Consider the following 24305-nt stretch of genomic DNA (forward strand, 5'->3'; position numbering starts at 1 on the left):
ACTCCGCCCCGGCGGGCCCGCCACCCATGCGTTCGGCGCTGCGTCATCCGTAGTGGTGAGAGAATCGCCGCCCGCGGGTAGTATGTCGACGACGACATATATCGTGCGCGACATGGATGCCCTGCACGTGATCGAGGTCGAGCCCGAAGTGCGTTCCTGGCTCGACCTCATTCCCATCGGCCACCACCGAAAGGTGGAAGAGTACGCAGACCTGCTGGCCACCCTGGGCACTCGTACGCCCATGCCCTTCGCTCGCCCGCTGAGAGAGAGCGTTTATGAGCTTCGGCCCACGCTGGGTGGCGTGGCCACGCGGATCACGTACTGGTTCGCGGCGGGACATCGGATCGTGCTGCTCACGGTCTTCCGCAAGACCCGGATGCACGAAGGCGCTCAGATTGCCCGCGCAGTGGCCGCTCGTAAAGTGTGCGAGTCCGAGCACGGCCCGGCTCACACCACATACAGCCGGACGGAGAGAGGGGACGCGTCATGAACCATTCCCGCTGGAGACTGGCCCGCGAGAAGAAGCTCGACCAGGGGCACATCGAGTCCCCGGAGGCCGTGGCCCGGCGGTCGGAGATCCGGCTGGCGATGGCCTTTGCCAAGGCCGTCTATGACCGCCGACAGGAGCTCGGGCTCTCCCAGGCCGAGGTCGCCGAGCGCGCGGGGCTCACTCAGGCCAAGATCTCCCGTGTCGAAGGGGCCGACGCCGTGCCGACGCTCCCCCTGCTCCGTCGGCTGGCGCACGCACTCAACGCCTCGCTCAACATCGCTCTGGACGAGGACCACGAAGAGGTCAAGTTCGTCGCACACCCGGCGGCCTGACCCAGGGCCAGGCGGCCCGGCTGCCGACCCATGCGGTCGATCCACACGGCCGACCCAGACAGCAGCCGGGCGGCCCGCCCCGCCCGGACAACGCCCGAGGGCGGCACCCCCTGGGAGTAGGGGTGCCGCCCTCGGTCTTCAGGACGGTTGATCGACCAGAGGTCGATCAGAAGTCCATGTCACCGCCCGGCATGCCGCCCGGAGCGGCCGCGGCGGCCTTCTCCGGCTTGTCGGCGATGACGGCCTCGGTGGTGAGGAAGAGCGCGGCGATGGAGGCCGCGTTCTGCAGCGCGGAGCGCGTGACCTTCGCCGGGTCGATGATGCCCTCGGCGATCATGTCGACGTACTCGCCGGTCGCAGCGTTCAGGCCGTGGCCGACCTGGAGGTTGCGGACCTTCTCCACGACGACGCCACCCTCGAGACCACCGTTGACGGCGATCTGCTTGAGCGGGGCCTCCAGCGCGAGCTTCACGGCGTTGGCGCCGGTCGCCTCGTCGCCGTCGAGCTCGAGCTTCTCGAAGACCTGGGAGGCCTGGAGCAGGGCCACGCCACCACCGGCGACGATGCCCTCCTCGACGGCCGCCTTCGCGTTGCGGACGGCGTCCTCGATGCGGTGCTTGCGCTCCTTGAGCTCGACCTCGGTCGCGGCGCCGGCCTTGATGACGGCCACGCCGCCGGCCAGCTTCGCGAGGCGCTCCTGGAGCTTCTCGCGGTCGTAGTCCGAGTCGGAGTTCTCGATCTCGGCGCGGATCTGGTTGACGCGACCGGCAACCTGGTCGCTGTCACCGGCACCGTCGACGATCGTGGTCTCGTCCTTGGTGATGACGACCTTGCGGGCGCGGCCCAGCAGGTCCAGGCCCGCGTTCTCGAGCTTGAGGCCGACCTCCTCGGAGATGACCGTGCCACCGGTGAGGATGGCGATGTCGCCGAGCATGGCCTTGCGGCGGTCGCCGAAGCCCGGGGCCTTGACGGCGACGGACTTGAAGGTGCCACGGATCTTGTTGACGACCAGGGTCGACAGGGCCTCGCCCTCGACGTCCTCGGCGATGATCAGCAGCGGCTTGCCCGACTGCATGACCTTCTCGAGGAGCGGGAGCAGGTCCTTCACCGAGGAGACCTTGGAGTTGACGATCAGGATGTACGGGTCCTCCAGCGAGGCCTCCATACGCTCCATGTCGGTGGCGAAGTACGCCGAGATGTAGCCCTTGTCGAAGCGCATACCCTCGGTGAGCTCCAGCTCCAGACCGAAGGTCTGGGACTCCTCGACGGTGATGACGCCTTCCTTGCCGACCTTGTCCATCGCCTCGGCGATGAGCTCGCCGATCTGGGTGTCGGCGGCGGAGATGGAGGCGGTGGAGGCGATCTGCTCCTTGGTCTCGACCTCCTTGGCCTGGTCGAGCAGGGCGCCGGAGACGGCCTCGACGGCCTTCTCGATGCCGCGCTTCAGGGCCATGGGGTTGGCGCCGGCCGCCACGTTGCGCAGGCCCTCGCGGACGAGCGCCTGGGCGAGGACGGTCGCGGTGGTCGTACCGTCGCCGGCGACGTCGTCCGTCTTCTTGGCGACTTCCTTGACCAGCTCGGCGCCGATCTTCTCGTACGGGTCCTCGAGCTCGATCTCCTTGGCGATGGAGACACCATCGTTGGTGATCGTGGGGGCGCCCCACTTCTTCTCGAGGACGACGTTCCGGCCCTTGGGGCCAAGGGTGACCTTGACGGCGTCGGCGAGCTGGTTCATCCCGCGCTCGAGACCGCGCCGTGCCTCCTCGTCGAACGCGATGATCTTGGCCATGTGAAGTGGTCCTCCCGGACTGGGGTGGATTTCTCCGGACCGCGCTGGCGCCCGCGACGGACGGCCTGCATGCCTTGTGGTTCCTTGCCCCACCCGGCCTGCGGGCCTCACCGACCCGGTCCTTTGTTGTCACTCTCACTCGGAGAGTGCTAACGCCAATGATTAGCACTCGCCCCCCGAGAGTGCAAGCGGCTGAGACGGATCGCGGACACGCGCCACGCGGCAGCCCGGGATGCGTCACACAGATGCCCAGGACGCGTCACGTAGACGCCCAGGACACGTCACGCAGATGCCCGCAGATGCCCGGGACACGTCACGCCGCGGCCCGGGATGCGCGCGCGGCGGCCCGGACGTGACGGAGGGCCCGCACCCTCCCGGGTACGGGCCCTCCGTCGCGTTGCTGCAGTCGGTCGGCGCTTCAGCCGGCCAAACGGACCATGTCCGCCTGCGGCCCCTTCTGGCCCTGCGAGATCTCGAACTCGACCCGCTGGCCCTCCTCCAGGGTGCGGTAACCGTCCATCTGGATCGCGCTGTAGTGGACGAAAACATCCGCACCACCGTCGACCGCGATGAAGCCGTAACCCTTCTCCGCGTTGAACCACTTGACGGTGCCCTGAGCCATGCCTAACTCCCCTATTACTGGCCCTTGCACAGGACCGCACTTCGCGGACCCGGGTCAGACCTCACCTCCGGAACAGGCGGAGGCGTGCGCCGGAACGCGTCGACCGCGGCTGAATGTATCTGTCCAACTGCCCTCTGCAACAGGTCAGTCGGACGAGAAATCTGGGCAGCACTGAAAGGCAAATTAGGAAGAATTCCGAGCTTTACCGGGCAAGTCGGGCCGGACAAAGCGCACTTACTGCGCATCAAGCTCGAACACTTTGGCTGCTTCTTGACGCGTGCGAACGCATTCTCATATGCGTCTGGCACAGGCAGCGGAGGGGGCTTCCCCAACTCTACCGCGCTCAACCATGCAGAATTGCCCCCTCCGCTTAGCTTGCGGAGGGGGCAATTCTGTTCACGCGCAGTGAGGGTCGGCTGCGGCACCGCGCCCGCGGTCAGCCTCCGGCGACGGCCGGGATGATCGAGACGCCCGCGCCGTCCGGCGTCACCGTCTCCAGGCCCTGCTCGAAACGGACGTCGTCGTCGTTGACGTACACGTTCACGAAGCGGCGCAGCTTGCCCTGGTCGTCCAGGACGCGGGCGGCGATGCCCGTGTGGTTCTTCTCCAGGTCGGCGATGACCTCTGCGAGGGTCGCGCCCTCCGCCGGGACCTCGGCCCTGCCGCCCGTGTAGGTGCGCAGGATGGTGGGGATGCGGACGTTGACGCTCATGCGAGGCCAGCCTCTCGGAAAGAGTCCAGGTTGGGGCTGATGACGGCGGTCATGCCCGTGGTGGGGGCCACCGCGTCAAGGGTCTTCAGGCCGTCGCCGGTGTTGACGACGACCGTCGTGAGGGAGGGGTCGATGGCGCCGGCCTCGATCAGCTTCTTCGCGACGCCGAGGGTCGTCCCGCCCGCCGTCTCCGTGAAGACGCCCTCGGTGCGGGCCAGCAGCTTGATCGCGTCCACGATCTGCTCGTCGGTCACGTCCTCGACGGCGCCGCCCGTGCGGCGGCAGATGTCCAGGACGTAGGGGCCGTCGGCCGGGTTGCCGATGGCGAGCGACTTGGCGATCGTGTCGGGCTTCTGCGGGCGCACGACGTCGTGGCCGGCCTTGAAGGCGGCGGACACCGGGGAGCAGCCCTCCGCCTGGGCGCCGAAGATCTTGTACGGCTTGTCCTCGACGAGGCCGAGCGCGATCAGCTCCTGGAGCCCCTTGTCGATCTTGGTGAGCTGGGAGCCGGAGGCGATGGGGATGACGATCTGGTCGGGCAGTTGCCAGCCGAGCTGCTCGCAGATCTCGTACGCGAGCGTCTTGGAGCCCTCGCCGTAGTACGGGCGCAGGTTGACGTTGACGAAGCCCCAGCCCTCGCCCGCCGGATCGCCGATGAGCTCGGAGCAGAAGCGGTTGACGTCGTCGTAGGTGCCCTCGATGCCGACGAGCTCGCCGCCGTAGACGGCGGCCATGACGATCTTGCCCTGCTCCAGGTCGTGCGGGATGAAGACGCAGGAGCGGAAGCCGGCGCGGGCCGCGGCGGCGCCGACGGCGCCCGCCAGGTTGCCCGTGGACGAGCAGGACAGGGTGGTGAAGCCGAAGGCGCGGGCGGCCTCCAGGGCCTGGGCGACGACGCGGTCCTTGAAGGAGTGGGTCGGGTTTCCGGAGTCGTCCTTGACGAAGAGCCTGCCGGGCTCGACGCCCAGCTCGCGGGCGAGGTTGTCGGCCTGGACGAGCTTGGTCCAGCCCGGGTTCAGATTCGGCTTGGCGGCCACGTCGGCGGGGACGGGCAGCAGCGGCGCGTAGCGCCAGATGCTGGCGGGGCCGTTCTCGATCTGCTTGCGCAGGGCTTCCGGGTCGCCGCTCGGCAGGTCGTACTTGACTTCGAGCGGCCCGAAACACAGCTCGCAGGCGAAGATCGGCCCGAGCGCGAAGACCTCGCCGCATTCACGGCAGGAAAGTCCGGAGGCAGGCCCGAGATCGACGGTGCCGGTGGTGGATGCAACGGTTTCTACAGCCATGGAGGCGAGGCCCTTTCTCCTCATCTTCCTCATGGCGCATCTCGCCATGAGACGGATTTGGCACCTTCCCTAGCCGGGAGCCTCGCGCGCCGCTGACGACGGACAGCGTCGATATGCGGCTTCCGCCGCGTGGCCGACTGGAGGGTTGCCGGGGCTTCAACGGGCCGTATCCCTCTGCCCCTCTGGATGAGCGGTATGTGATTGTCGGCGTGACGGCCCCGACATGCCCCCGGCATGCGATGGTCGTCCGCGTTGTTCAAGACTGTAACCGAAGCCCCGGACGCTTGAGATGGTCGTCCGATCCGCGAGATGGAGATCACGTGCTGGAAGAGGTGGAGCGCTGGCTGGTCCGGCGGTCCTGGTCCGTGGCAGACCGCCCGCTCGACCAGCTCGTCGCCGCGAAGCGCGCCGCCGGGCGCGGTACGTCCGTCAGTGTGGTGCTGCCGGCGCTGAACGAGGAGGCGACGGTCGGCGAGATCGTCTCCGTGATCCGGCGCGAGCTGATGACGGAGGCCGTGCCGCTCGTGGACGAGCTGGTGGTCGTCGACTCGGGCTCGACGGACCGTACGTCCGAGGTCGCGGCCCGGGCGGGCGCCCGGGTGGTGCACCGGGACACGATCCTGCCGCGGATACCGGCCGTGCCGGGCAAGGGCGAGGTGCTGTGGCGCTCGCTGCTGGTGACCGGCGGGGACATCGTCTGCTTCGTGGACGCGGACCTGAAGGAGTTCTCCGCCGACTTCGTCTCCGGGATCGTCGGCCCGCTGCTGACCGATCCGGACGTGCAGTTCGTGAAGGCGATGTACGACCGGCCGCTGACCGGTGCGCCGGGCCAGAGCGGCCGTCCCGGCGGGGCCGAGCAGGGCGGCAGGGTGACCGAGCTGGTCGCACGGCCGCTGCTCAATCTGCACTGGCCGCAGCTGGCGGGGTTCGTCCAGCCGCTGGGCGGGGAGTACGCGGCGCGGCGCTCGCTGCTTGAGCGGCTGCCGTTCCCCGTCGGGTACGGAGTGGAGCTGGGCCTGCTGGTCGACGCGCTGCACACGGTCGGCCTGGACGCGCTGGCGCAGGTGGACGTGGGCGTACGGCTGCACCGCCACCAGGACGGGCAGGCGCTGGGGCGGATGGCCGCGGCGATCTACCGGACGGCCCAACTCCGGCTCTCCCGAGGCCACTTGGTGCGGCCCGCACTGACGCAGTTCGAGCGGGGCGAGGGCGGTTTCGTGCCGCGGACGCATGCGGTGGACACGGAGGAGCGGCCGCCGATGGCGGAGATCGCGGAGTACGCGGCGCGCCACCTGCGGAACGGGCACGGGGGCACCACCGGGCGGCGTAACACGGGCGCGGCGTAACCGCTTCAGCCCGATGAGATTGTCTAAATTTCGGACTTATGGGCTATGTCAGACGAATGGGCGCTCGGCGCCTTGATTCCAGGTTTCCCAGGTCCTCCGGGTCTTCCGGAACCTTCGGGTCCTCCGGGTCCTCCGGGTCCTCCGGGCCCTTCGGGTCCTCCGGGTCTTCCTTCAGGTCATCCGGGTCTTCCAGGACGTCCCGTTCCGTCGGGGCCCTGACCCTCCTCATCGCCGCCTCCGCCGCGTCGGCCCTCGCGATCGGGCTGCCCACCCCCGACCGGGCGGCCGCCGAGACCGCATCCGCGTTCGAAGAGCGGTACGGCGAATCGCTGTACGGCGACTTCATGACCACCGGCGGTACGGTCCCCGGCTGCCCGGACACCCCCGGCGACACGGCCGCTCCGTGCGCGGGCGGCGCGGCGGGCCGGGGCGGCGCCGGCCAGGTCGTGCTCCCGCCGGGCGCGCAGGTCGCGTACGCCCGCCTGTTCTGGGGCGGCAACGACGGCACGTACCGCGACCGGGACCCGGAGAGCTCGGTCCTCCAGCGCTGCGCCGCCACCGGGGCGGACGACGTGACCCGCTCCCCCGGCGCCCCGCTGGCCGCCGTCCCCGCGATCGGCGTCAACGGTGCCGCACCGACCGCAGTCGACGCCGAGAACCTGGTCAGGGACCAGGAATCGGCCACCGGGCCCCACTACTACACCGGCGAGGCCGATGTCACCGACGCCTTCGACGGGGTCACCGGCACCGGTTCCCCGATGCCGGTCGCGGTCGGCGGGGTATGGACGGCGGCGGGGCGCGGCTGCGTCGCGGGCTGGTCACTGACGGTCGTCTACGCCTACGACGGCCCGGACGCGACGTACGCCCCCGAGCGGCGCCACGTCTCCGTCCACGGCGGGCACGTCCTGCGGCGCCCCCCGTCCGCCACGTCCACGACGGCCGTGCCGGTCGGCGGCTTCCAGCGCGCCGGCGGGAAGGTCCGTACGTCCGTGACGGCCTTCCGCGGCGACCGGGAGAACCTGAGCGTCGACGACGAGGAGTTCGACCTCCCGAAGAGCGCGCTGGGGAGCGTCCCGTACACCGTCGAACCGGGCAGGGGCAGGAACGGGACGACCGGCGGCACGTACCTCGCCTCGGCGCTCGCCGTGTCCGCCCCGGTGGCCGACCTGGAGATCTCCAAGACGGCCTCGCAGACGTGGGTCAAGCCCGGCGACATGGTGACGTACACCATCACGGCGAAGAACACGGGCGCGAGCGACCTCCCCGAGGTGCGGTTCACCGACGACCTCGCCGAGAACCTCGACGACGCCGTGTACGACGACAACGCCAGGGCCTCGGCCGGGAGGGTCGCCTACAAGGAGCCCCGGCTCACCTACAGCGGCGCGCTGGCGGCCGGGGAGTCGGTGACCGTGACGTACTCGGTCACCATCGACGAGGAGGGCACCGGGGACGGCAGGCTCCGCAACACCGTGGTGGCGGACACGGCGCGGTCCAACTGCGAGGAGGGCAGCGAGGACGGGCCGTGCGCGGTGACCCCGGAGGTCGGCAGACGTGCGGACGCGGCGTCCGGCGAGGGCGCCGCGGCGACGGAGTGGGACACCGGGGCGGGCCCGGGCATCGGTGCCGTGCAGGGGCGGCCGGCCCTGCCCGCGCCGGGGCCGGGGGGCATGCCCGCCGACAGGTCGGCGCCCGCCGTCGGCCCCACGTACGGCAGCACCGGACAGCTCGCGGCCACCGGCGCCAGCGCCGAGCAGTTGTGGCTGCTCGGCGGCGTCGCCGTGGCCCTCACCGCGGCCGGCGCGATCGCACTCGCCGCGACCCGCGGCCGCCGTCGCGGCCACCACTGAACGAGTGAGCGTACGGCCGGACTCCACCGGCGAAGTCCGGCCGTACGTTTGAGCGGTTCCCGGAAGGGCTAGGTTTCGCGACATGGTCTCCGAGCACGCTGACTCCGAGAACACCGATCCCGGGCACCACGGGCGTCCCGAGCGCGCGGCGCAGGTGCTCGTCGCCTCCAACCGCGGTCCCGTCACCTACGCCCTCCGCGAGGACGGCACGCTCGACGCGCGCCGCGGCGGCGGCGGACTCGTCTCCGGCCTCTCGGCGATCGGTCCCGACGCGGGCGCCCTGTGGGTGTGCTCGGCGCTCGGCGACGGCGACCGGGAGGCGGTGCGGCGCGGAGTCGCCGAGCCGGGCGTGCGGATGCTCGCGATCGACGCGGCCGTGCACGCCGACGCGTACAACGGCATCGCGAACTCGGTGCTGTGGTTCGTCCACCACATGCTGTACCAGACGCCGCTCGAGCCGGTCTTCGACGCCGAGTTCCGGCGGCAGTGGGGCGCCTACCGCACGTACAACCGCGCCTTCGCGGAGACGCTGGCGGCGGAGGCGGCGCCCGGCGCGGCCGTGCTGATCCAGGACTACCATCTGGCGCTCGCGCCCGGCATGCTCCGCGAGCACCGCCCCGACCTGCGGATCGGGCACTTCTCGCACACGCCGTGGGCGCCACCCGAGTACTTCCGGATGCTGCCGGACGACGTCGCCGAGGAGCTGCTCCTCGGGATGCTGGGGGCGGACCGGCTGGGCTTCCTCACCGAGCGGTGGGCGAAGACCTTCATGCGGACCTGCCCGTCCGTGCTGGGGCCCTACGACGTCGTGCCGTCCTGGCCGAAGGACCAGGCGCCCAGCGTCACCGTCCGCGGCCCCGGGCCCGCCCACGGCCGCACCTGGATCGGGGTGCACGGGCTGGGCGCGGACGCGGAGTTCCTGCGCCGGCGCGCGCACGAGCCGGACGTGGAGCAGCGGATGGCCGCCCTGCGCGACGAGATCGGCGCGGGCCGCCGGGTCATCGTGCGGGTCGACAGGACGGAGCTGTCCAAGAACATCGTCCGCGGCCTCCTGGCGTACCGGACGCTGCTCGACGAGCACCCCGAGTGGCGCGAGCGGGTCGTGCACGTGGCCTTCGCCTATCCGTCCCGGCAGGATCTGGCCGTCTACCGCGACTACACCGCGGAGGTCTCACGGATCGCCGCCGAGATCAACGAGCGGTACGGGACGGCCGGCTGGACACCCGTCGTCCTGCACGTCAAGGACGACTTCGCACGGTCGCTGGCCGCGTACCGGCTGGCGGACGTGGCACTGGTCAACCCGATCCGGGACGGGATGAACCTGGTCGCCAAGGAGATCCCCGTCGTCTCGGACGCCGGCTGCACGCTGGTGCTGTCGCGGGAGGCGGGCGCGTACGAGGAGCTCCACGAGGAGGCGGTCGTCGTCAACCCGTACGACGTCAGCGGCACCGCCACGGCGCTCCACCAGGCCCTGTCCCTGCCGGACGGCGAGCGCGCGGAGCGCACCAAGCGGCTGGCCGCGGCGGCGACGGCGCTGCCGCCGCAGCAGTGGTTCCTGGACCAGCTGCACGCGCTGGAGGAGCTGGGCGAGGGCGACTGACCTACGGGCGGGGCAGGCGCTCGGCGAGGGCGGCGAGGTACGCGACGACCTCGGCCGGTCCCGGGAGCAGCACGTCGGCGCGCTCGGCGAGCTCCGGGATCTCGGCGCTGCCGCTGCACAGCAGCAGCCCGGGCACCCCGTCGGAGCGGAGCTTCTCGACGGCGGCGTAGGCGGCGAGATCGCCGAGGTCGTCGCCCGCGTACAGGACGGCTCCGGCCTGGTGCTCGCGCACGTACTCGAAGAGCGCGACGCCCTTGTCGACACCGGGCGGGCGCAGCTCCAGGACGAGCCGGCCCGGCTCGACGATCAGCCCGTGCCGGGCGGCCAGCTCGGCAACGGGCTCGCGCAGGGCATCGAAGGCGGCCTGCGGGTCGGCGGCGCGGCGGGTGTGGACGGCGACCGCGCGGCCCTTCTCCTCGATCCAGATGCCTTCCCAGGCGCCGAGCGAGTCGAGGAACCCGGGCAGCTCGGCCCGGACGGCGGCGACGCCGGGATGCGGGGCGGGCGCGTCGACCGTGCCGCTGACGGCGTCCCAGCGCTCGGCGCCGTAGTGCCCGAGCACGACGAGGTGCTCCAGTCCCGGGACCCCGGCGAAGCCGCCGTACCGCACGGCGACGCCGACCGGGCGGCCGGTCAGCACGGCCACGGACGCCACGCGCGGCGCGAGCGCGGCGATCGCGGGGACGGCGCCGGGATGGGCGCGGGCCTGCTCGGGGTCGGGCACGATCTCGGCGAGCGTGCCATCGAAGTCCAGGGCGACCACGGTGTCCCGCGGCCGTTCGAGAATCGCGGCGAGGCCGTCACGTCCGGCGGGCGTGATCGGCTCCGGCAGTTGGCTCCCCATGCCCCGACCCTATCGGCGCTCGCGCCGGGCGTCCCGTACTCGTCGCAGACGGTTGACGGTGACGGGGTCGTGGGCGAGGGCCCGGGGGTCGTCGAGGAGGGCGTTGAGCAGCTGGTAGTAGCGGGTGGGCGACATCCCCAGCTGCTCCCGTACGACGCGCTCCTTCGCACCGGGGCCGGGCCAGTCGGTGCGCTCCAGGCGCAGGACGGCGCGGTCGCGCTCGGAAAGCTCCTCGACATCGGTCATATGAGCAACATAGTGTGCGCGGCTCGTACGGTCCGGGCGGATACCGAGGCGTTCCGCCGGGCGTCACGCCGCCGGGGCGTTCTCCGTCACGGCGATCCTCGGCACCAGCTCCTCGTACGTCGCCCGGTCGAAGTCGCCCGCCGTCGGGGACAGGACCGTCGCCGTCGCCAGGGCCACCGCGCGGGTCAGGCGGTCCGGCCAGGGGAGGGACTCCACCAGGCCCGAGAGCAGGCCGGCGACGGCGGAGTCGCCGGCGCCCGTCGGGTTGCCGAGGACCTTCGAGGGCGGGGTGGCCTGCCAGGTGCCGTCGGCGGTGGCGGCGAGGATGCCGTCCGGGCCGAGGGACGCGACCACCGCGCGGGCACCGCGGCGGCGGGCGTCGCGGGCCGCGCGCAGGGGGTCGCGCGCGCCGGTGAGCTGGGCGAGCTCGTCGGCGTTCGGCTTGACCAGCTCGGGGCGGGCCGCGAGGCCGCGGCGCAGGGGCTCGCCGCTGGTGTCCAGCAGGGCGGGGACACCGGCCGCCCGGGCCCGGCGGACCAGTTCCGCGTACGCGCCGACGTGGACGCCCGGCGGCAGGCTGCCGCACAGGGCCACGGCGTCGGCGCCGCGCAGGAGCGTCTCGTACATGCCGAGGAAGGCGGCCCACTCGTCGGCCGTGACCGTCGGGCCGGGCTCATTGAGCTGGGTGGTGTCGCCGGTGGCCGCGTCGACGACGGCCAGCGTGCGGCGGGTGTTCCCCGCGACCGGCACGAGCGCGTCGCGCACCGGCACCCCGGCCAGCAGCTCCCGCAGCACCGCGCCCGTCGGGCCGCCGGCGAAGCCGGTGACGACCGCCTCGTGGCCGAGCGCCGCGAGCACACGGGCGACGTTGAGGCCCTTGCCGCCGGGGCGTTCAATCACCTCGGTGACGCGGTGGGAGCTGTGCGGGACGAGCGCGGGGACGGCGTACGTGAGGTCGAGGGCGGTGTTCAGCGTGACCGTCAGGATCACCCCCGACACCCCCCTGAGCATGCGCTTGCCATCGCTGTCCGACGGGTGCTGATCATGCCAAAAAGAAGGCGGTTGGCCCAGACCCCCTCCGCCCGGTCCGGCCAACCGCCCCCGCACGCCCGCGTGAGCGTCCTACGACAGGACCGGTTCGACCACCCACGCGCCCTTGCGCATCACGCCCTTGAGCGTGAAGTCCGCGTCCAGCACCACCATGTCGGCGTCCTTGCCCGGCTCCAGCGAGCCGACCCTGTCGTAGACGCCGAGCAGCCGCGCCGGATTGGCCGAGATCGCCCGCACGATGTCCTCGACCGGCAGCCGGTCGACGGTCGCCGCCCGCCGGAAGGCGGTGTCCAGCGTGAGCGTGGACCCGGCGATCGAGCCGCCCTCCACCAGCCGCGCGACCCCGTCCTTGACCTCGACCTCCAGCGGTCCGAGGTGGTAGATCCCGTCGCCGAAGCCCGCCGCGTCCATCGCGTCCGTGATGAACGCGACCCGCCGCGCGCCCGCGCGGTGGAACGCCAGCTCCAGCGCCGCCGGGTGCAGATGCGTGCCGTCGTTGATCAGTTCGACGGTGATCCGCTCGTCCTCCAGCAGCGCGGCGATCGGACCGGGCGCCCGGTGCCCGAGCGCCGGCATCGCGTTGAAGAGGTGGGTCGCGACGGTGGCGCCCGCCTCGATCGCCTCCACCGTCTGCTCGTACGTCGCGTCGGTGTGCCCGATCGCCGCGATCACGCCGTGCTCGGCGAGCAGGCGTACGGACTCGATGCCGCCCGGCAGCTCGGTCGCGAGGGTGACCATCTTCGCCGTGCCGCGCGCCGCGTCGAGCAGCTTGCGCACCTCCGCGGGGTCGGGGTCGCGCAGCAGCTTCTCGCTGTGCGCGCCCTTGCGGCAGGGGGAGATGAACGGCCCCTCGAAGTGGATGCCGGCCAGGTCGCCCTGCTCGACCAGCTCGGACAGGAACCCGGCCCGGTGGGTCAGGAAGTCCATGTCGCCGGTGACGGTGGAGGCGACGAGCGTCGTGGTGCCGTGCTCCAGGTGCGTCCGTACGCCGGTGAGCACGTCCTGCGCGCTGCCGGAGGTGAAGGACGCGCCACCGCCGCCGTGGTTGTGCATGTCCACGAAACCGGGGACCAGCCAGTGGCCGGAGAAGTCGGTGCCGGGTGCGTCGACGGGGGCGTGCCCGGCGATCCGGGTCCCGTCGACGATCACCCGCCCGTTCTCGACGACCCCGGTGGGCAGCACCACCCGGGCGCCTGTGAGAACCATCCGGTCGGCCATCAGGCGGTTACCTCCGAGTTGAGTTGATCGGTCAGCAGGTCCCAGGCGAGGAGCCCCGCGCCCAGGCAGCCCGCGGTGTCCCCGAGGGCCGCCGGGACGATGGCGGGCAGTTTCTGGAAGGTCACCCGCGCCTCCACCGCGGCCCGCAGCGGTGTGAACAAGGTTTCTCCTGCCTCGGCCAGCCCGCCACCGATGATCAGGGTGCGGGGATCCAGCAGGGTGAGCGCGGTGACCAGCCCGTCTGCGAGCGCGTCGACCGCGTCCTGCCATACGCGTACGGCGCCGGTGTCACCGGACTCGACGGCCTTGGCGCAGTCGGCCGCGTCCGCGCCGGGGTCGCCGCTCGCCGCCGCCCAGTTCCGCGACACGGCACCGGCCGACGCGAGGGTCTCCAGGCAGCCGTGCTGCCCGCAGCCGCACTCGGGCCCGCCGGGCCGGACGACGATGTGGCCGATCTCGCCCGCGTATCCGTGCGCCCCTGCCTCGATGGCGCCGCCGATGCCGATGGCGCCGGCGATCCCGGTGCCGAGCGGTACGAACAGGAACCGGTCGGCGCCGCGGCCCGCCCCGATCCGCCCCTCGGCGAGGCCGCCGGTGCGGACGTCGTGGCCGAGCGCGACGGGGATGCCGCCGAGCCGCTCGCCGAGGAGGCCGCGCAGCGGGACGTCGCGCCAGCCGAGGTTCGCCGCGTAGACGGCGATGCCGTGCTCCGCGTCGACGATGCCGGGGACGGCGACCCCTGCGGCGAGGGCGCTCTCGCCGTACCGCTCCTCGCCGTAGGCGCGCAGCTCGGCGGCGAAGCCGAGGATCGTCTCCACGACGGCGTCGGGGCCTCGCTCCCGGCCAGTCGCGCGCCGCGCCTCGTGGAGCAGTGCCCCGTCCGCCCCGACGAGGGCGGCCTTCATCCCGGTGCCGCCCACATCGAGGGCGATGACGTGTCTCACGCCTACAGTCTCGCTCGCCGACCACCGAGAGGTCTAGTCCACTGCCCCGAGGTTCCCGCGTTTTGTCGAAACACGGTCATGTGGTGTAGACCTCAAGGCTCGCAGCAGGAAGTTGACCAGTGGGGGAACGAGCAGTGCAGCGGCGCTACTTCGGCATGACGGCGATGGTTGCCACGGCGGCGATGGTGGCCGGACTCGCGGGATGCGGGAGCTCCGACGAGGGCGGGGACGTGACGCTCAAGCTCGTCGCCGCCGACTACGGGACCGGCGCGGCCGACTCCTCCCAGGACTACTGGGACAAGCTGGCGCGGGCCTTCGAGTCCAAGAACGCGGGCATCAAGGTCGATGTCGACGTGTACTCGTGGAAGGACGTCGACCGCAAGGTCGCCGAGATGGTGGAGGCCGGCAGCGCCCCCGACATCGCGCAGATCGGCGCCTACGCCGACTACGTCAAGCAGGACAAGCTCTACCGCACCGAGGAACTGGTCTCCGTCCCCACCCAGGCGAACTTCCTGCCGCTCCTGAGCGACGCCGGCCGGGTCGACCGCGTCCAGTACGGCGTGCCGTTCGCGGCCAGCACGCGGCTGCTCTTCTTCAACAAGGACCTCTTCGCCGCCGCCGGGCTGGAGGCGCCCACCACCTGGGCCGGGATCCGCACGGCGGCGGAGAAGCTGAAGGCGAGCGGGGTCGAGTACCCCTTCGCGCTGCCGCTCGGCTCCGAGGAGTCGCAGGCCGAGACCATGATCTGGCTGCTCAGCGGGGGCGGTGGCTACCAGAACCGCAGCTCCGGTGTCTACGAGATCGACTCGGCCGAGAACATCGACACCTTCAACTGGCTGCGGGACAACCTCGTCACCCCGAAGCTGACCGGCCCGGTCGCCCCTGCGCAGCTCGACCGCGCCCAGGCGTTCGCGGCGTTCACACGCGGCGAGGTCGGCATGCTCAACGGCCACCCGACCCTGATGCAGACCGCCGAGAAGGCGGGCATCGACGTCGGCACGGTGCCGATGCCGGGCGTCGAGGGCAAGGCGCCGGCGTCGATGGGCGTCGCCGACTGGATGATGGGCTTCAAGCAGCACGGCCACCGCAAGGAGATCGGCCGGTTCCTGGACTTCGCGTACAGCGACACGAACGTCCTGGAGTTCTCCGAGCGCTACGACATCCTGCCGGTCACGGTCACGGCGAGCCAGAAGATGGAGGCCGACGACGCTCACGAGGACCTCCAGCCGTTCCTGGAGGCGCTCCCGCACTCGGAGCTGTACCCCTTCGGTGAGACCTCCTGGGCGAGGGTGAGCGCGAGCGTCAAGAAGAACATCGGCTCCGCGGTGCAGCCGGAAGGCGACCCGGCGGCGATCCTGGGCCGTATCGCCTCCGAGGCGGCCGCGGCCGAGGCCAAGGAATAGCGGCCTGATCCGAGCGCGGGAAACGCGTCAGGGGCCGGATCTGCGGATCCGGCCCCTGACGCGTTCGACGTGCTACGGGAGTGGTCAGCCGTGCCGGACCTCGAGCCAGTCGAGGACCGCGTCGCACTGATTGCCTGCCTCGCAGGACAGCTTGAGCTCGTTCTTGCCCTTCTGGAGGGTGACCGGCGCCCACGTGGTCTGCCAGTTCTTCTCCAGGTTCGCGTCCGACGAACCGATGAAGTTCTTCAGGCCGATCGGGTTGGTGTTCGCCTTGCCGTTGACCGTCAGCGTCGCGTTGGCGTCCTTCGCGGGGATCGCGTACCGCACATAGAGCCGGTAGTCGCCTGCCTGCTCGATGGTGGCCTGCCAGGTGACCGAGGCGCCGACCTGGTTGAAGCCGGTCACATAGGCCCCGTCCGCGCCCTCCGCGCCCTTGACGTCCTTCGCCAGCGCCGCCGGCGCGCCCAGCTGGAGCGTCGCGGCGTCCTGCTTCGGGAGCTCGGCGGCGGGGCTCTCCTCGGTGTTCTTGGAGGGCTCGTCGCTCGGCTTCACCTGGTCCGCGGGGGCGGTGCCCTGGGCCTGGGGGTTTTCGTTGTCGTCGCCGCCGCTCGTGGCGAGCGCCGCGGCGATGCCGATCACGACGACCGCGACGACCGCGACAGCCGCGATGAGCAGGCCCTTGGTGTTGGGGCCGCGGCCCCGGCCGCTGCCGTGACCGCCGCCGCCGTGGCCGCCGCCGGGCGGCGGGACCGGGACCTGCCGGGTCGGGGCGCCGCCGGGGTATGTCTCGGGGGCCGCGTACTGCGGGGCCGGCTGGTGGGCGTACGGCGCCTGCTGCGGGACCTGCCCGTACTGGCGCTCGCCGACCGTTCTCACCTGGTTGTACGACGTCCTGGGCACGCCGGGCTGCGCCGCCGCCGGACCGGGGTAGCCGTAGCCGCCCTGGCGGGGAGGTGTGGCGCCCGCCTGCTGCCCGTCCGCGTACAGGTAGCCGAACGGATCCTCGTCCTCGGGCGTGCTCGCGCCGTTGTTCCCGGCCGTCATCCCTGGGTCACTCCTATCCATGCTCGCCAGCCGTCGCCGACCGGCCGAGCCTACCCCGTTTGAGCAACTCCAAGGACGGCGCTTGACGGCCGTCCGGTTCCCACGCGCACGTTATCCAGCGCGCCGGTGGACCTTGGCCCTGGATCGTTTCTCGATGTACATCCGCTGGTCAGCGGATTGAAGCACTTCCTCCACGGACATGCCGCAGACCGCCCAGCCGATGCCGAAGCTCGCGCCGACCCGGACCGCCCGTCCGTCGACCCTGATGGGCGGAATGATGGCGTTCCGCAGCCGTACGGCCAGATCGGCGGCGTCCGCCGCACCGAGCCCGTCGGCGAGGACGACGAATTCGTCACCCCCGAGGCGGGCGACGGTGTCCCCGTCGCGTACGCCGGTCGTGAGCCGGCGCGCGACCTCGATGAGGACGGCGTCGCCGGTGTTGTGCCCGAACCGGTCGTTGATCGACTTGAAGCCGTCGAGGTCGCAGAAGAGGACGGCCAGGCCCTTCGTGCCGTCGTCGTGCTCGCTGTCCGGCGCGACGGCGTGCACATGGTGGTCGAAGGGGCCGCCCGCGGGCACGGGAGGGTCGAAGTCGAAGCGGTCGGGCCGGTGGCCGTTCTCGTCCTGGCCTGCACCGCCGCCCTCGTCGTACCCGTAGGCCGGGCGTCCGGAGTACGCCGCGTCGAGCGCCTCCACCGCGGCCCCCGGCCCCTGCCTGAGCACCGCCTGCGGCCGCTCGCAGATGCGGGCGCTCAGCCGGGCACGCAGCTCCGCGCTGTTGGGCAGGCCGGTCAGCGAGTCATGGCTGGCCCGGTGCGCGAGCTGCAGCTCATGGCGCTTGCGCTCCTCGACGTCCTCGACGTGGGTGAGCAGGAAACGCGGCCCGTCGGCGGTGTCCGCGACGACGGAGTTGCGCAGCGAGACCCAGACGTACGTGCCGTCCCTGCGGCCGAGCCGCAGCTCGGCCCGTCCGCCCTCGGCGGAGGTCCGCAGGAGTGTGCCGATGTCCTCGGGGTGGACCAGATCGGCGAAGGAGTAGCGGCGCATCGCGGAGGCGGGCCGGCCGAGGAGGCGGCACAGGGCGTCATTGGTGCGCAGCAGCCGGCCGTGCTGGTCGCCGCCCATCTCGGCGATGGCCATACCGCTCGGGGCGTACTCGAACGCCTGCCGAAACGACTCCTCACTGGCGCGCAGGGCCTGCTGCTCGCGCTCCAGGCGGACCAGCGCGCGCTGCATGTTTGCTCGCAGCCGGGCGTTGCTGATCGCAATCGCGGACTGGGAGGCGTACATCTGGAGCGCCTCCTGGCCCCAGGGGCCGGGACGGCGTCCGTTGCGGGGTTTGTCGACCGAGATGACGCCGAGGAGCTCACGTCCGCCGCCCGACGCGTACATCGGCGCGTAGAGCCGGTCCTGGGGGTGCCACTCGTCCTCGAAGCGCGGCTCGGGGCCTTCGGTGTACCACTGCGGAACGTCGTCCTCCAGCAGCACCCAGCCCTCGGTGTGGGGGATGAAGCGGAGCTCGCCCCACGCCTCGCCCATCGACAGCCGCCGCTCCCAGGAGGTGCGGGAGCCGACGCGACCGGTGATCAGGGCCTCTGCCGCGCTGTTCCCCGCGAAGGCGGCGACGACGAGGTCCCCGTCGGGGCGCACGAGATTGACGCATGCCAGCTCGTAGCCGAGCCCGGCGACGATGCCGTCGGCGACGGTCTGCAGCGTGTCCGCCAGGCTCCGGGCCGTGTTGAGGTTCGCCACGACCTGATGCAGCTGCCGCAGGGTCGCAAGACGGACGTACGGCTCCGACTCGGTCTCCATTGCTCGCTCTCCCCGAGACCTCGACAGCTAACGTGACTCCAGGGTTCTCATCGGTCCTCTTGTGCACTGTCCCCGCCACTGAATCACAGCGCGCTGCCCACCCGGTACACAGGGTCAACAAATACCGCCCTCTGTGACTCAAGTCACATCAGGTGATGAAGGGTCAGCTGTGAGGGCGGACGCGCCCTCGCCGCTTCTTGAACGCAAATTTCCGGCGCCTGAGCGGGTGTGGTCCGAGGCGGTCCAAAGAGGCCCGAGCAGGGTCCTAGGACCTGCGTGGTCCTCTGGTCCGATGTGGCACGGGCGCGGCCGGCGTTAGCGTTCCTGTCGTGCTCCCGACGACACCAGCCCCCCGTGCCGAGGCCATCCCCCATCCTGAGGGGGTGAGCAACGACGAGTTCCGTGCCGCCCTGTCCCGCTTGGCGGCGGGCGTGGTGCTGGTGACGGCGCATGAGCCCGCACTGAGCGAGGACGGTCCGCTCGGAGACGATGTGGGCATGACGGCGACGGCGTTCATGTCGGTCTCGCTGGACCCGCCGCTGGTGCTCGTGAGCCTGCGCAACGGCTCCCGGATGGACGACCTGCTGGCGGAGCAGCCGCTGTGGGGCGTGTCGGTGCTCGCCGAGAGCCAGCGGCACATCGCGGGCCGCTTCGCGATGAAGGGCCGTATCAGCGACCGCCTCCTGTTCGAGGACATCGCCTACACCCGCGGCGAGGTGTGCGGGGCGCCCCTGGTGGGCGGCGCCCTGGCGGTCATGGAGTGCCGCACGGAGCGCCGGGTGGAGGCGGGGGACCACACCCTGGTGATCGGCCGCGTCCTGGCGGTGGGCCTGCCGAGCGCCGACGGCGGTCCGCTGACGTACTTCCGCGGCCGCTACCGCCACTTGGGGTGACGGGGACGAGCCCCCACCGCGCGGGGGCCGGAGCTGGAGCCGTTGTCTGAAGCCGGGGCCGGAGGCGGGCCGGGCCGGGGCCGGAGGCGGGCCGGGCCGGGGCTGAAGCCGGGCCAGGGCTGGAGGCGGGTCGGGGCTGGAGGCGGGTCGGGGCTGGAGGCGGGTCGGGGCTGGAGGGGGAGGCGGAACGTCCGCGTCACCAATCCCGCGCGCTGCGGCCGCGCTTGGTCTCCGCGCGGTGCTTCTTCTCGCGGAGACGGCGCTCGTTGATACCCCGGGGGATCTTCGTGGGGCGCCGCGGGCGCGGCGGCGGCGCCGTCGCCTCGGCGAGCAGAGCCGCCAGGCGGACCGCCGCCGTTTCGCGGTTGCGCCACTGGGAGCGGTGGTCCGACGCCCGTACGGAGATCACACCACCGACGAGCCGGGACGCCAGCCGCTCCAGAGCGCGGGCCTTCCACACCGGGGGCAGCGACTCCGTCGCGGCGAGGTCGAAGCGGAGCTCCACCTGGGAGTCGCTCGTGTTGACGTGCTGGCCGCCCGGGCCCGACGAGCGCGAGAAACGCCAGATGAGCTCGGCCTCCGGCAGGGAGACGGAGCCGCGGATGGGATAGGGCCCGGACATGTGTCCTATCGTCCCGGCCCCGGCGGCCCGCGTCACCTTCTTTTCACGCCGTGCGGAACCCTTCTGCGCCCTGTCCGCGTTAGGGAGGGTGACAGCACTCGACCAGGAAAGGGACCTCCCCATGGCTGTAAGCCTGTCCAAGGGTGGCAACGTCTCGCTCACCAAGGAGGCACCGGGCCTGACCGCCGTCACGGTGGGCCTCGGCTGGGACGTCCGTACGACCACCGGCACCGACTTCGACCTCGACGCCTCGGCCATCGCGGTCAACCCCGGCGGGAAGGTCGTCTCGGACGGCCACTTCGTCTTCTTCAACAACAAGTCGACGCCCGACCAGACCATCGTCCACACCGGTGACAACCGCTCGGGTGAGGGCGCAGGCGACGACGAGCAGATCAACGTCAACCTGGCGGGCCTGCCGGCCGACGTCGAGAAGATCGTCTTCCCGGTCTCCATCTACGAGGCGGAGAGCCGCTCGCAGAACTTCGGCCAGGTGCGCAACGCGTACATCCGCATCGTCAACCAGGCCGGCGGTGCCGAGATCGCCCGCTACGACCTGAGCGAGGACGCCGCCACCGAGACCGCCATGGTCTTCGGCGAGCTGTACCGCAACGGCGCCGAGTGGAAGTTCCGCGCGGTCGGCCAGGGGTACGCCTCGGGCCTGGTCGGCATCGCCCAGGACTTCGGCGTCAACGTCTGACACGCTGTCTGACACTCGTCTGACACGCCGTCTGGCGCGTGCGCCGCGTCCGCCGACACGCCCTTCCGGCGTTTCCGGCGTTTCCGGGCGCAGGGGCCCCGGCCGCTTTCCGGCCGGGGCCCTCGGCATGCCCGCGGGACACGCCCCTACGGCTCGTCCGGCCTGTCCTCGCCGTACAGCCAGACGTCCCACAGCCCGGTGAGGTCCTTGCCGGACGCCTTCTCCACGTACGCGACGAAGTCGTCGGTGGAGGCGTTGCCATGACGGTGGGCCTGCGGCCAGCCCTTCAGGATGGCGAAGAACTTCTCGTCGCCGACGGCCTGACGCAGTTTGTGGAGGACCATCGCACCGCGGTAGTACACAGGCGGGTCCGACACCTGCTCCGCGTTCGGCGGCTCGGCGGGCGGGAACTCCCAGAACCAGTCGATGTCGAACGCCTCCTCGAAGCTCTCCTGGGCCGGGGTGTCCTCGAAGTCCTCGGCGTACAGCCACTCCGCGTAGGTCGCGAAGCCCTCGTTGAGCCACATGTCCTGCCATGTCTCGGGGGTGACCGAGTCGCCGTACCACTGGTGGGCGAGTTCGTGGACGAGGATCGGAGGGGTGAAGGAATCCTCCGTGAGGACCGGCCGGTTCTGGGTCTCCAGGGCGTAACCGGCGTCGCCGGTGCGCTCGACGATCGCGCCGGTGGAGGAGAAGGGGTACGGGCCGAATTTCTCCTCGGCCCACTCCATGAGCTCGGGGATACGGGCCAGCAGCGGGCCGCTGCGCTCGGCGACGGTCCGGTCGGCGGCGGAGTGGACGGGCACGCCCTCGGCGTCCGGGCGGGACCTCGTGATCTCGTACGCGCCGATGGCGACGGTCGTGACGTAACTGGCCATGGGCTGCGCGGTGTGCCAGGCGAAGGTCGTGCCACGCCCGTCGGGGGTGGGGCGCTGGGACCGCAGTTCCCCGTTGGAGAGGGCGGTCAGGCCCTTGGGAACAGTGACCGTGATGTCGTACGACGCCTTGTCGCTGGGGTGGTGGTTGCCCGGGAACCACGCCATGGAGCCCGTCGGCTGGCCGAGCGCGAGCGCACCGTCCGCGGTTTTCAGCCAGCCCTCCTCCGCGCCGCCCCGGTTGGTGATGGTGCGCGGGGAGCCGGAGTAGCGGACGACGGCGCGGAACGTGTCGCCCCTGTGCAGGTCGTCGTGCGGCCGGAGGGTCAGTTCCTCGCCGGCGCGGTTGACGGCGGCGGGGGCTCCGTCGACCGTCGCGCCGGCGACGGTCAGCCCGTGGAGGTCGAGGTTGAAGGCGCTGAGGCCCTGGGTGGCGCGGGCCGTGATCTCGGCGGTGCCGTGGAGCCTGCCCGTCCTCGGGTCGTAGTCGAGGGTGAGGGCATAGTGCTGGACGTCGTAGCCGCCGTTGCCGAGCTTGGGGAAGTACGGATCGCGCAGGCCGGCGGCTCCGGGGGTGCCGTGGACCCCGTGGGCGGTCCCGGCCGTGCACCCCGCGCCCGCCACGAGCGTCAGCAGGGCCGCGGCGGGCGCCAGGGTGCGCAGAAAGGATCGCTGGTCCACACAGGTGATCCTATGCACGGAATGTCCGCTCTTCATCCGGGGCGGACCGGGCCTCCGCCCGCCGGACCGGTGCCAGCGGCGAGGAGGCGCCAGCGGCCGGGCGCGGTGACGCCCGCCCGCGCGTACTTCCCGTCGAGCTCGCCGCTGGGAGCGCCCGAGGAGCAGCGGCCGCTGCCGTGAGTACGGCCCTGCCCGGCCCGGTCGACGACGGAGGCGTCGAGGCCGGTCACGATTCGTCCGTCCGCCGCTCGGCCTCCGCGCTGATCCGTTCGAACTGGGCCGCCATGGCCTGGGAGAGCGCCTGGGCTGCGGAGAGGGGGCGGACCATGACCATGAAGTCGTCGATGAGGCCGTTCTCGTCGGTGTGGAGGAAGTCGCAGCCGTTGATCTCGCGGTCGCCGACGCGGGCGGTGAAGACGAGCGCGTGGTCGCGGCCGTCGGCTCCGGTGATCTCGCGCACGTAGCGGAAGTCCTCGAAGACGCGGACGACGGCGTCCAGGATCGCGGTGGTGATCGCCCTGCCGTGGTACGGGCGGAAGACGACGGGGCTGGTGAAGACGACGTTCTCGGCGAGAAGCGCGGGGATGGCGTCGTGGTCGCCGGCCTCGACGGCTTTGCGGAACGGGTGCATGACCGGTGCCTCCTACGGAGTGCGGGACACGGATGGCCGACCGACCGGCCGGGCCCTGACCTGATAGTCACTTTGTTGAGTAGGTGCGATGGAGATTAATCACTGCGGTGCTAGCGTGTCCAGGTGTCCCTCAAGTACGCGATCCTGGCGGCCCTCCTGGAGGGCGAGGCGTCGGGCTACGACCTGGCCAAGGTCTTCGACGTGTCGGTGGCGAACTTCTGGTCCGCGACACCGCAGCAGCTGTACCGGGAGCTCGACCGGCTGGCCGGCGAAGGTCTGGTCGCCGCGCGCGTGGTCCAGCAGGAGCGCCGCCCCAACAAGCGGATCTTCCGGCTCACCGAGGCGGGCCGGAAGGAGCTGCGCACCTTCACCGAGACTCCGCCCCGGCCCACCACGATCCGCGACGAGCTGCTGGTCAAGGTCCAGGCCGTCGACCAGGCCGACCCGGACACCGCCCGCACGCTCGTCGCGGAGCGCCTGGAATGGGCCCGCGCCAAGCTCGCCGGCTACGAGCGGCTGCGCGACGTGCTGCTGGACGGCCGCTCCGAGGAGCAGCACCTGGCCGACGCCGACCGGATCGGTCCCTATCTGACGCTGATGCGCGGCCGCATGTTCGAGCAGGAGAACGTGCGCTGGTGCGAGCGCGTTCTGGAGATCATGGAGCGGCGCGGGGCCGCGCGGGACGGCACGGGCAGCGGGGCCACCCGGGACAGCGGGGCCGGGCAGCTGCCCTGAGCCCCGAGGGCGGGCGGCGCGCACCGTACGACGTGACACCATCGACCCGTGCTCGACATCGGCTACTCCCTCTCCCGCCGCTTCCCGGACCCCCCGCAGACCGACTACCGCCACGCGGACGTCCACGCCCTGCGGCACGACCTCTTCTGCGGCGACGTCTACCTCGCGGACACCAAGGCGGACCGCGAGGTGTCCACAGCCTGGGGATGGGTGCCGGTGCTCGACTTCGCCTGGGCGCTGTGCGACATCGTGGAGCGGCTCGACCGCGACCCGCTCGGCAGCCGGGCCGCGCAGCCGCAGTACGCCGAGCTCGACTTCACGGAGTCGACCGACCGCATGCTCTTCGAGCGACGCTTCGGCTGGGTCGAGGTCGAGGCCGACTGGATGCCGGGAGACGAGCCGCCGCTCACCTTCGGCCACACCGAACTACGCCGCGAGGCCCGCGACTTCCTGCACGACCTGGTCGCCGACCTCACCGACATGCACGAGGGCCTGGCCGACAACCCCGTCGTCTGGGACCTCCAGGCCCGCTTCCCCCGCGTCCCCTAGGCCCCCGGACCCCGGATCTCGGCCCCCGGACCTCGCGCAG

Annotated in this window: 26 protein-coding genes and 1 riboswitch; of the genes, 10 read left to right on the forward strand and 16 right to left on the reverse strand. The window is 71.7% G+C overall.

The features are described from left to right. Positions 1–112 precede the first annotated feature (112 nt). Both KK483_RS15550 and KK483_RS15555 read left to right on the forward strand, forming a co-directional pair. On the forward strand, positions 113–490 hold the full coding sequence (locus KK483_RS15550) for a type II toxin-antitoxin system RelE/ParE family toxin (protein ID WP_262005831.1): 378 nt from the start codon (positions 113–115) through the stop codon (positions 488–490). Next, positions 487–822, forward strand: coding sequence for a helix-turn-helix domain-containing protein (locus KK483_RS15555; RefSeq protein WP_262005832.1), 336 nt, complete (start codon positions 487–489; stop codon positions 820–822). Before KK483_RS15550 ends, KK483_RS15555 begins: the two co-directional genes overlap by 4 nt. 166 nt (positions 823–988) lie before the next feature. Here KK483_RS15555 and groL read toward each other — a convergent pair whose 3' ends face one another. The 4 genes from groL to thrC all read right to left on the reverse strand — a co-directional run bounded on the left by groL (position 989) and on the right by thrC (position 5252). Next, positions 989–2611, reverse strand: a complete 1623-nt coding sequence (gene groL / locus KK483_RS15560; RefSeq protein WP_262005833.1) for a chaperonin GroEL — start codon at positions 2609–2611, stop codon at positions 989–991. Positions 2612–3029: 418 nt separating this feature from the next. After that, positions 3030–3233: a cold-shock protein gene (locus KK483_RS15565; protein ID WP_009339379.1), complete on the reverse strand. Its 204-nt coding sequence runs from the start codon at positions 3231–3233 to the stop codon at positions 3030–3032. A gap of 436 nt (positions 3234–3669) precedes the next feature. Then, the gene (locus tag KK483_RS15570) at positions 3670–3945 is read right to left on the reverse strand and encodes a MoaD/ThiS family protein (protein WP_262005834.1); all 276 of its coding nucleotides are present in this window, start codon (positions 3943–3945) and stop codon (positions 3670–3672) included. Next, the gene (thrC, locus tag KK483_RS15575) at positions 3942–5252 is read right to left on the reverse strand and encodes a threonine synthase (RefSeq protein ID WP_262005835.1); all 1311 of its coding nucleotides are present in this window, start codon (positions 5250–5252) and stop codon (positions 3942–3944) included. Before thrC ends, KK483_RS15570 begins: the two co-directional genes overlap by 4 nt. Then, a riboswitch (SAM riboswitch) is annotated at positions 5246–5421 on the reverse strand. It overlaps the preceding gene by 7 nt. Before the next feature lie 127 nt (positions 5422–5548). Here thrC and KK483_RS15580 point away from each other — a divergent pair. Continuing rightward, positions 5549–6574, forward strand: a complete 1026-nt coding sequence (locus KK483_RS15580) for a glucosyl-3-phosphoglycerate synthase (protein WP_262005836.1) — start codon at positions 5549–5551, stop codon at positions 6572–6574. Positions 6575–6617: 43 nt separating this feature from the next. On the opposite strand, the gene KK483_RS15585 is transcribed toward KK483_RS15580, so the two are convergent. Beyond that, on the reverse strand, positions 6618–6926 hold the full coding sequence (locus KK483_RS15585) for a hypothetical protein (protein ID WP_262005837.1): 309 nt from the start codon (positions 6924–6926) through the stop codon (positions 6618–6620). Here KK483_RS15585 and KK483_RS15590 point away from each other — a divergent pair. After that, complete coding sequence (locus tag KK483_RS15590) at positions 6919–8421, forward strand: DUF11 domain-containing protein (RefSeq protein WP_262005838.1); 1503 nt, start codon at positions 6919–6921, stop codon at positions 8419–8421. The two genes, KK483_RS15585 and KK483_RS15590, sit on opposite strands and share 8 nt — an antisense overlap. An 82-nt stretch (positions 8422–8503) precedes the next feature. Further along, positions 8504–10021: a trehalose-6-phosphate synthase gene (locus KK483_RS15595; RefSeq protein ID WP_262005839.1), complete on the forward strand. Its 1518-nt coding sequence runs from the start codon at positions 8504–8506 to the stop codon at positions 10019–10021. A gap of 1 nt (position 10022) precedes the next feature. Here the strand turns inward: KK483_RS15595 and otsB are convergent, their stop codons facing one another. From otsB to KK483_RS15620, 5 genes are all read right to left on the reverse strand, one after another. Continuing rightward, positions 10023–10865 carry a trehalose-phosphatase gene (gene otsB, locus KK483_RS15600; RefSeq protein WP_262005840.1) on the reverse strand — a complete coding sequence of 281 codons (843 nt, stop codon included), beginning with the start codon at positions 10863–10865 and terminating at the stop codon, positions 10023–10025. Positions 10866–10874: 9 nt separating this feature from the next. Beyond that, on the reverse strand, positions 10875–11111 hold the full coding sequence (locus tag KK483_RS15605) for a DUF3263 domain-containing protein (RefSeq protein WP_262005841.1): 237 nt from the start codon (positions 11109–11111) through the stop codon (positions 10875–10877). A gap of 63 nt (positions 11112–11174) precedes the next feature. Next, entirely contained in the window at positions 11175–12101 is a 927-nt protein-coding gene (locus KK483_RS15610) for a 1-phosphofructokinase family hexose kinase (protein WP_262009521.1), read from the reverse strand. A gap of 132 nt (positions 12102–12233) precedes the next feature. Then, positions 12234–13379, reverse strand: coding sequence for an N-acetylglucosamine-6-phosphate deacetylase (gene nagA, locus KK483_RS15615; RefSeq protein WP_262005842.1), 1146 nt, complete (start codon positions 13377–13379; stop codon positions 12234–12236). After that, complete coding sequence (locus tag KK483_RS15620) at positions 13379–14323, reverse strand: ROK family protein (RefSeq protein WP_262005843.1); 945 nt, start codon at positions 14321–14323, stop codon at positions 13379–13381. The genes nagA and KK483_RS15620 overlap by 1 nt, the downstream gene beginning before the upstream one ends. A gap of 155 nt (positions 14324–14478) precedes the next feature. Between KK483_RS15620 and KK483_RS15625 the strand changes: the two genes are divergently transcribed. Continuing rightward, a complete protein-coding gene (locus KK483_RS15625) occupies positions 14479–15726 on the forward strand; it encodes an ABC transporter substrate-binding protein (protein WP_399016075.1) in 1248 nt (415 codons plus the stop codon). An 84-nt stretch (positions 15727–15810) separates the two neighbouring features. On the opposite strand, the gene KK483_RS15630 is transcribed toward KK483_RS15625, so the two are convergent. Continuing rightward, positions 15811–16770: a CBM35 domain-containing protein gene (locus KK483_RS15630; RefSeq protein WP_262005845.1), complete on the reverse strand. Its 960-nt coding sequence runs from the start codon at positions 16768–16770 to the stop codon at positions 15811–15813. 111 nt (positions 16771–16881) lie between these two features. After that, positions 16882–18582: a diguanylate cyclase CdgB gene (gene cdgB, locus KK483_RS15635; RefSeq protein WP_262005846.1), complete on the reverse strand. Its 1701-nt coding sequence runs from the start codon at positions 18580–18582 to the stop codon at positions 16882–16884. A 383-nt stretch (positions 18583–18965) separates the two neighbouring features. Between cdgB and KK483_RS15640 the strand changes: the two genes are divergently transcribed. Beyond that, positions 18966–19475: a flavin reductase family protein gene (locus KK483_RS15640; protein ID WP_399014154.1), complete on the forward strand. Its 510-nt coding sequence runs from the start codon at positions 18966–18968 to the stop codon at positions 19473–19475. Positions 19476–19671: 196 nt separating this feature from the next. Here the strand turns inward: KK483_RS15640 and arfB are convergent, their stop codons facing one another. Further along, positions 19672–20106: an alternative ribosome rescue aminoacyl-tRNA hydrolase ArfB gene (gene arfB, locus KK483_RS15645; protein ID WP_262009523.1), complete on the reverse strand. Its 435-nt coding sequence runs from the start codon at positions 20104–20106 to the stop codon at positions 19672–19674. Positions 20107–20218: 112 nt separating this feature from the next. On the opposite strand from arfB, the gene KK483_RS15650 reads away from it, so the two are divergent. After that, the gene (locus tag KK483_RS15650) at positions 20219–20794 is read left to right on the forward strand and encodes a TerD family protein (protein WP_262005848.1); all 576 of its coding nucleotides are present in this window, start codon (positions 20219–20221) and stop codon (positions 20792–20794) included. Positions 20795–20940: 146 nt separating this feature from the next. Here the strand turns inward: KK483_RS15650 and KK483_RS15655 are convergent, their stop codons facing one another. The 3 genes from KK483_RS15655 to KK483_RS15665 are packed head-to-tail and all read right to left on the reverse strand — an operon-like array spanning position 20941 to position 22981. Then, positions 20941–22350 carry a M1 family metallopeptidase gene (locus KK483_RS15655; RefSeq protein ID WP_262005849.1) on the reverse strand — a complete coding sequence of 470 codons (1410 nt, stop codon included), beginning with the start codon at positions 22348–22350 and terminating at the stop codon, positions 20941–20943. A 32-nt stretch (positions 22351–22382) separates the two neighbouring features. Continuing rightward, positions 22383–22580, reverse strand: a complete 198-nt coding sequence (locus tag KK483_RS15660; RefSeq protein WP_262005850.1) for a hypothetical protein — start codon at positions 22578–22580, stop codon at positions 22383–22385. Further along, positions 22577–22981: a nuclear transport factor 2 family protein gene (locus KK483_RS15665; protein ID WP_262005851.1), complete on the reverse strand. Its 405-nt coding sequence runs from the start codon at positions 22979–22981 to the stop codon at positions 22577–22579. The genes KK483_RS15660 and KK483_RS15665 overlap by 4 nt, the downstream gene beginning before the upstream one ends. Positions 22982–23104: 123 nt before the next feature. On the opposite strand from KK483_RS15665, the gene KK483_RS15670 reads away from it, so the two are divergent. Both KK483_RS15670 and KK483_RS15675 read left to right on the forward strand, forming a co-directional pair. Beyond that, a complete protein-coding gene (locus KK483_RS15670) occupies positions 23105–23716 on the forward strand; it encodes a PadR family transcriptional regulator (protein ID WP_262005852.1) in 612 nt (203 codons plus the stop codon). A 48-nt stretch (positions 23717–23764) separates the two neighbouring features. Further along, positions 23765–24265 (forward strand): hypothetical protein, encoded by a 501-nt coding sequence (locus KK483_RS15675; protein WP_262005853.1) that lies wholly within the window; start codon positions 23765–23767, stop codon positions 24263–24265. Positions 24266–24305: the final 40 nt, after the last annotated feature.

Source organism: Streptomyces sp. FIT100, assembly GCF_024584805.1.
Lineage (GTDB): Bacteria > Actinomycetota > Actinomycetes > Streptomycetales > Streptomycetaceae > Streptomyces.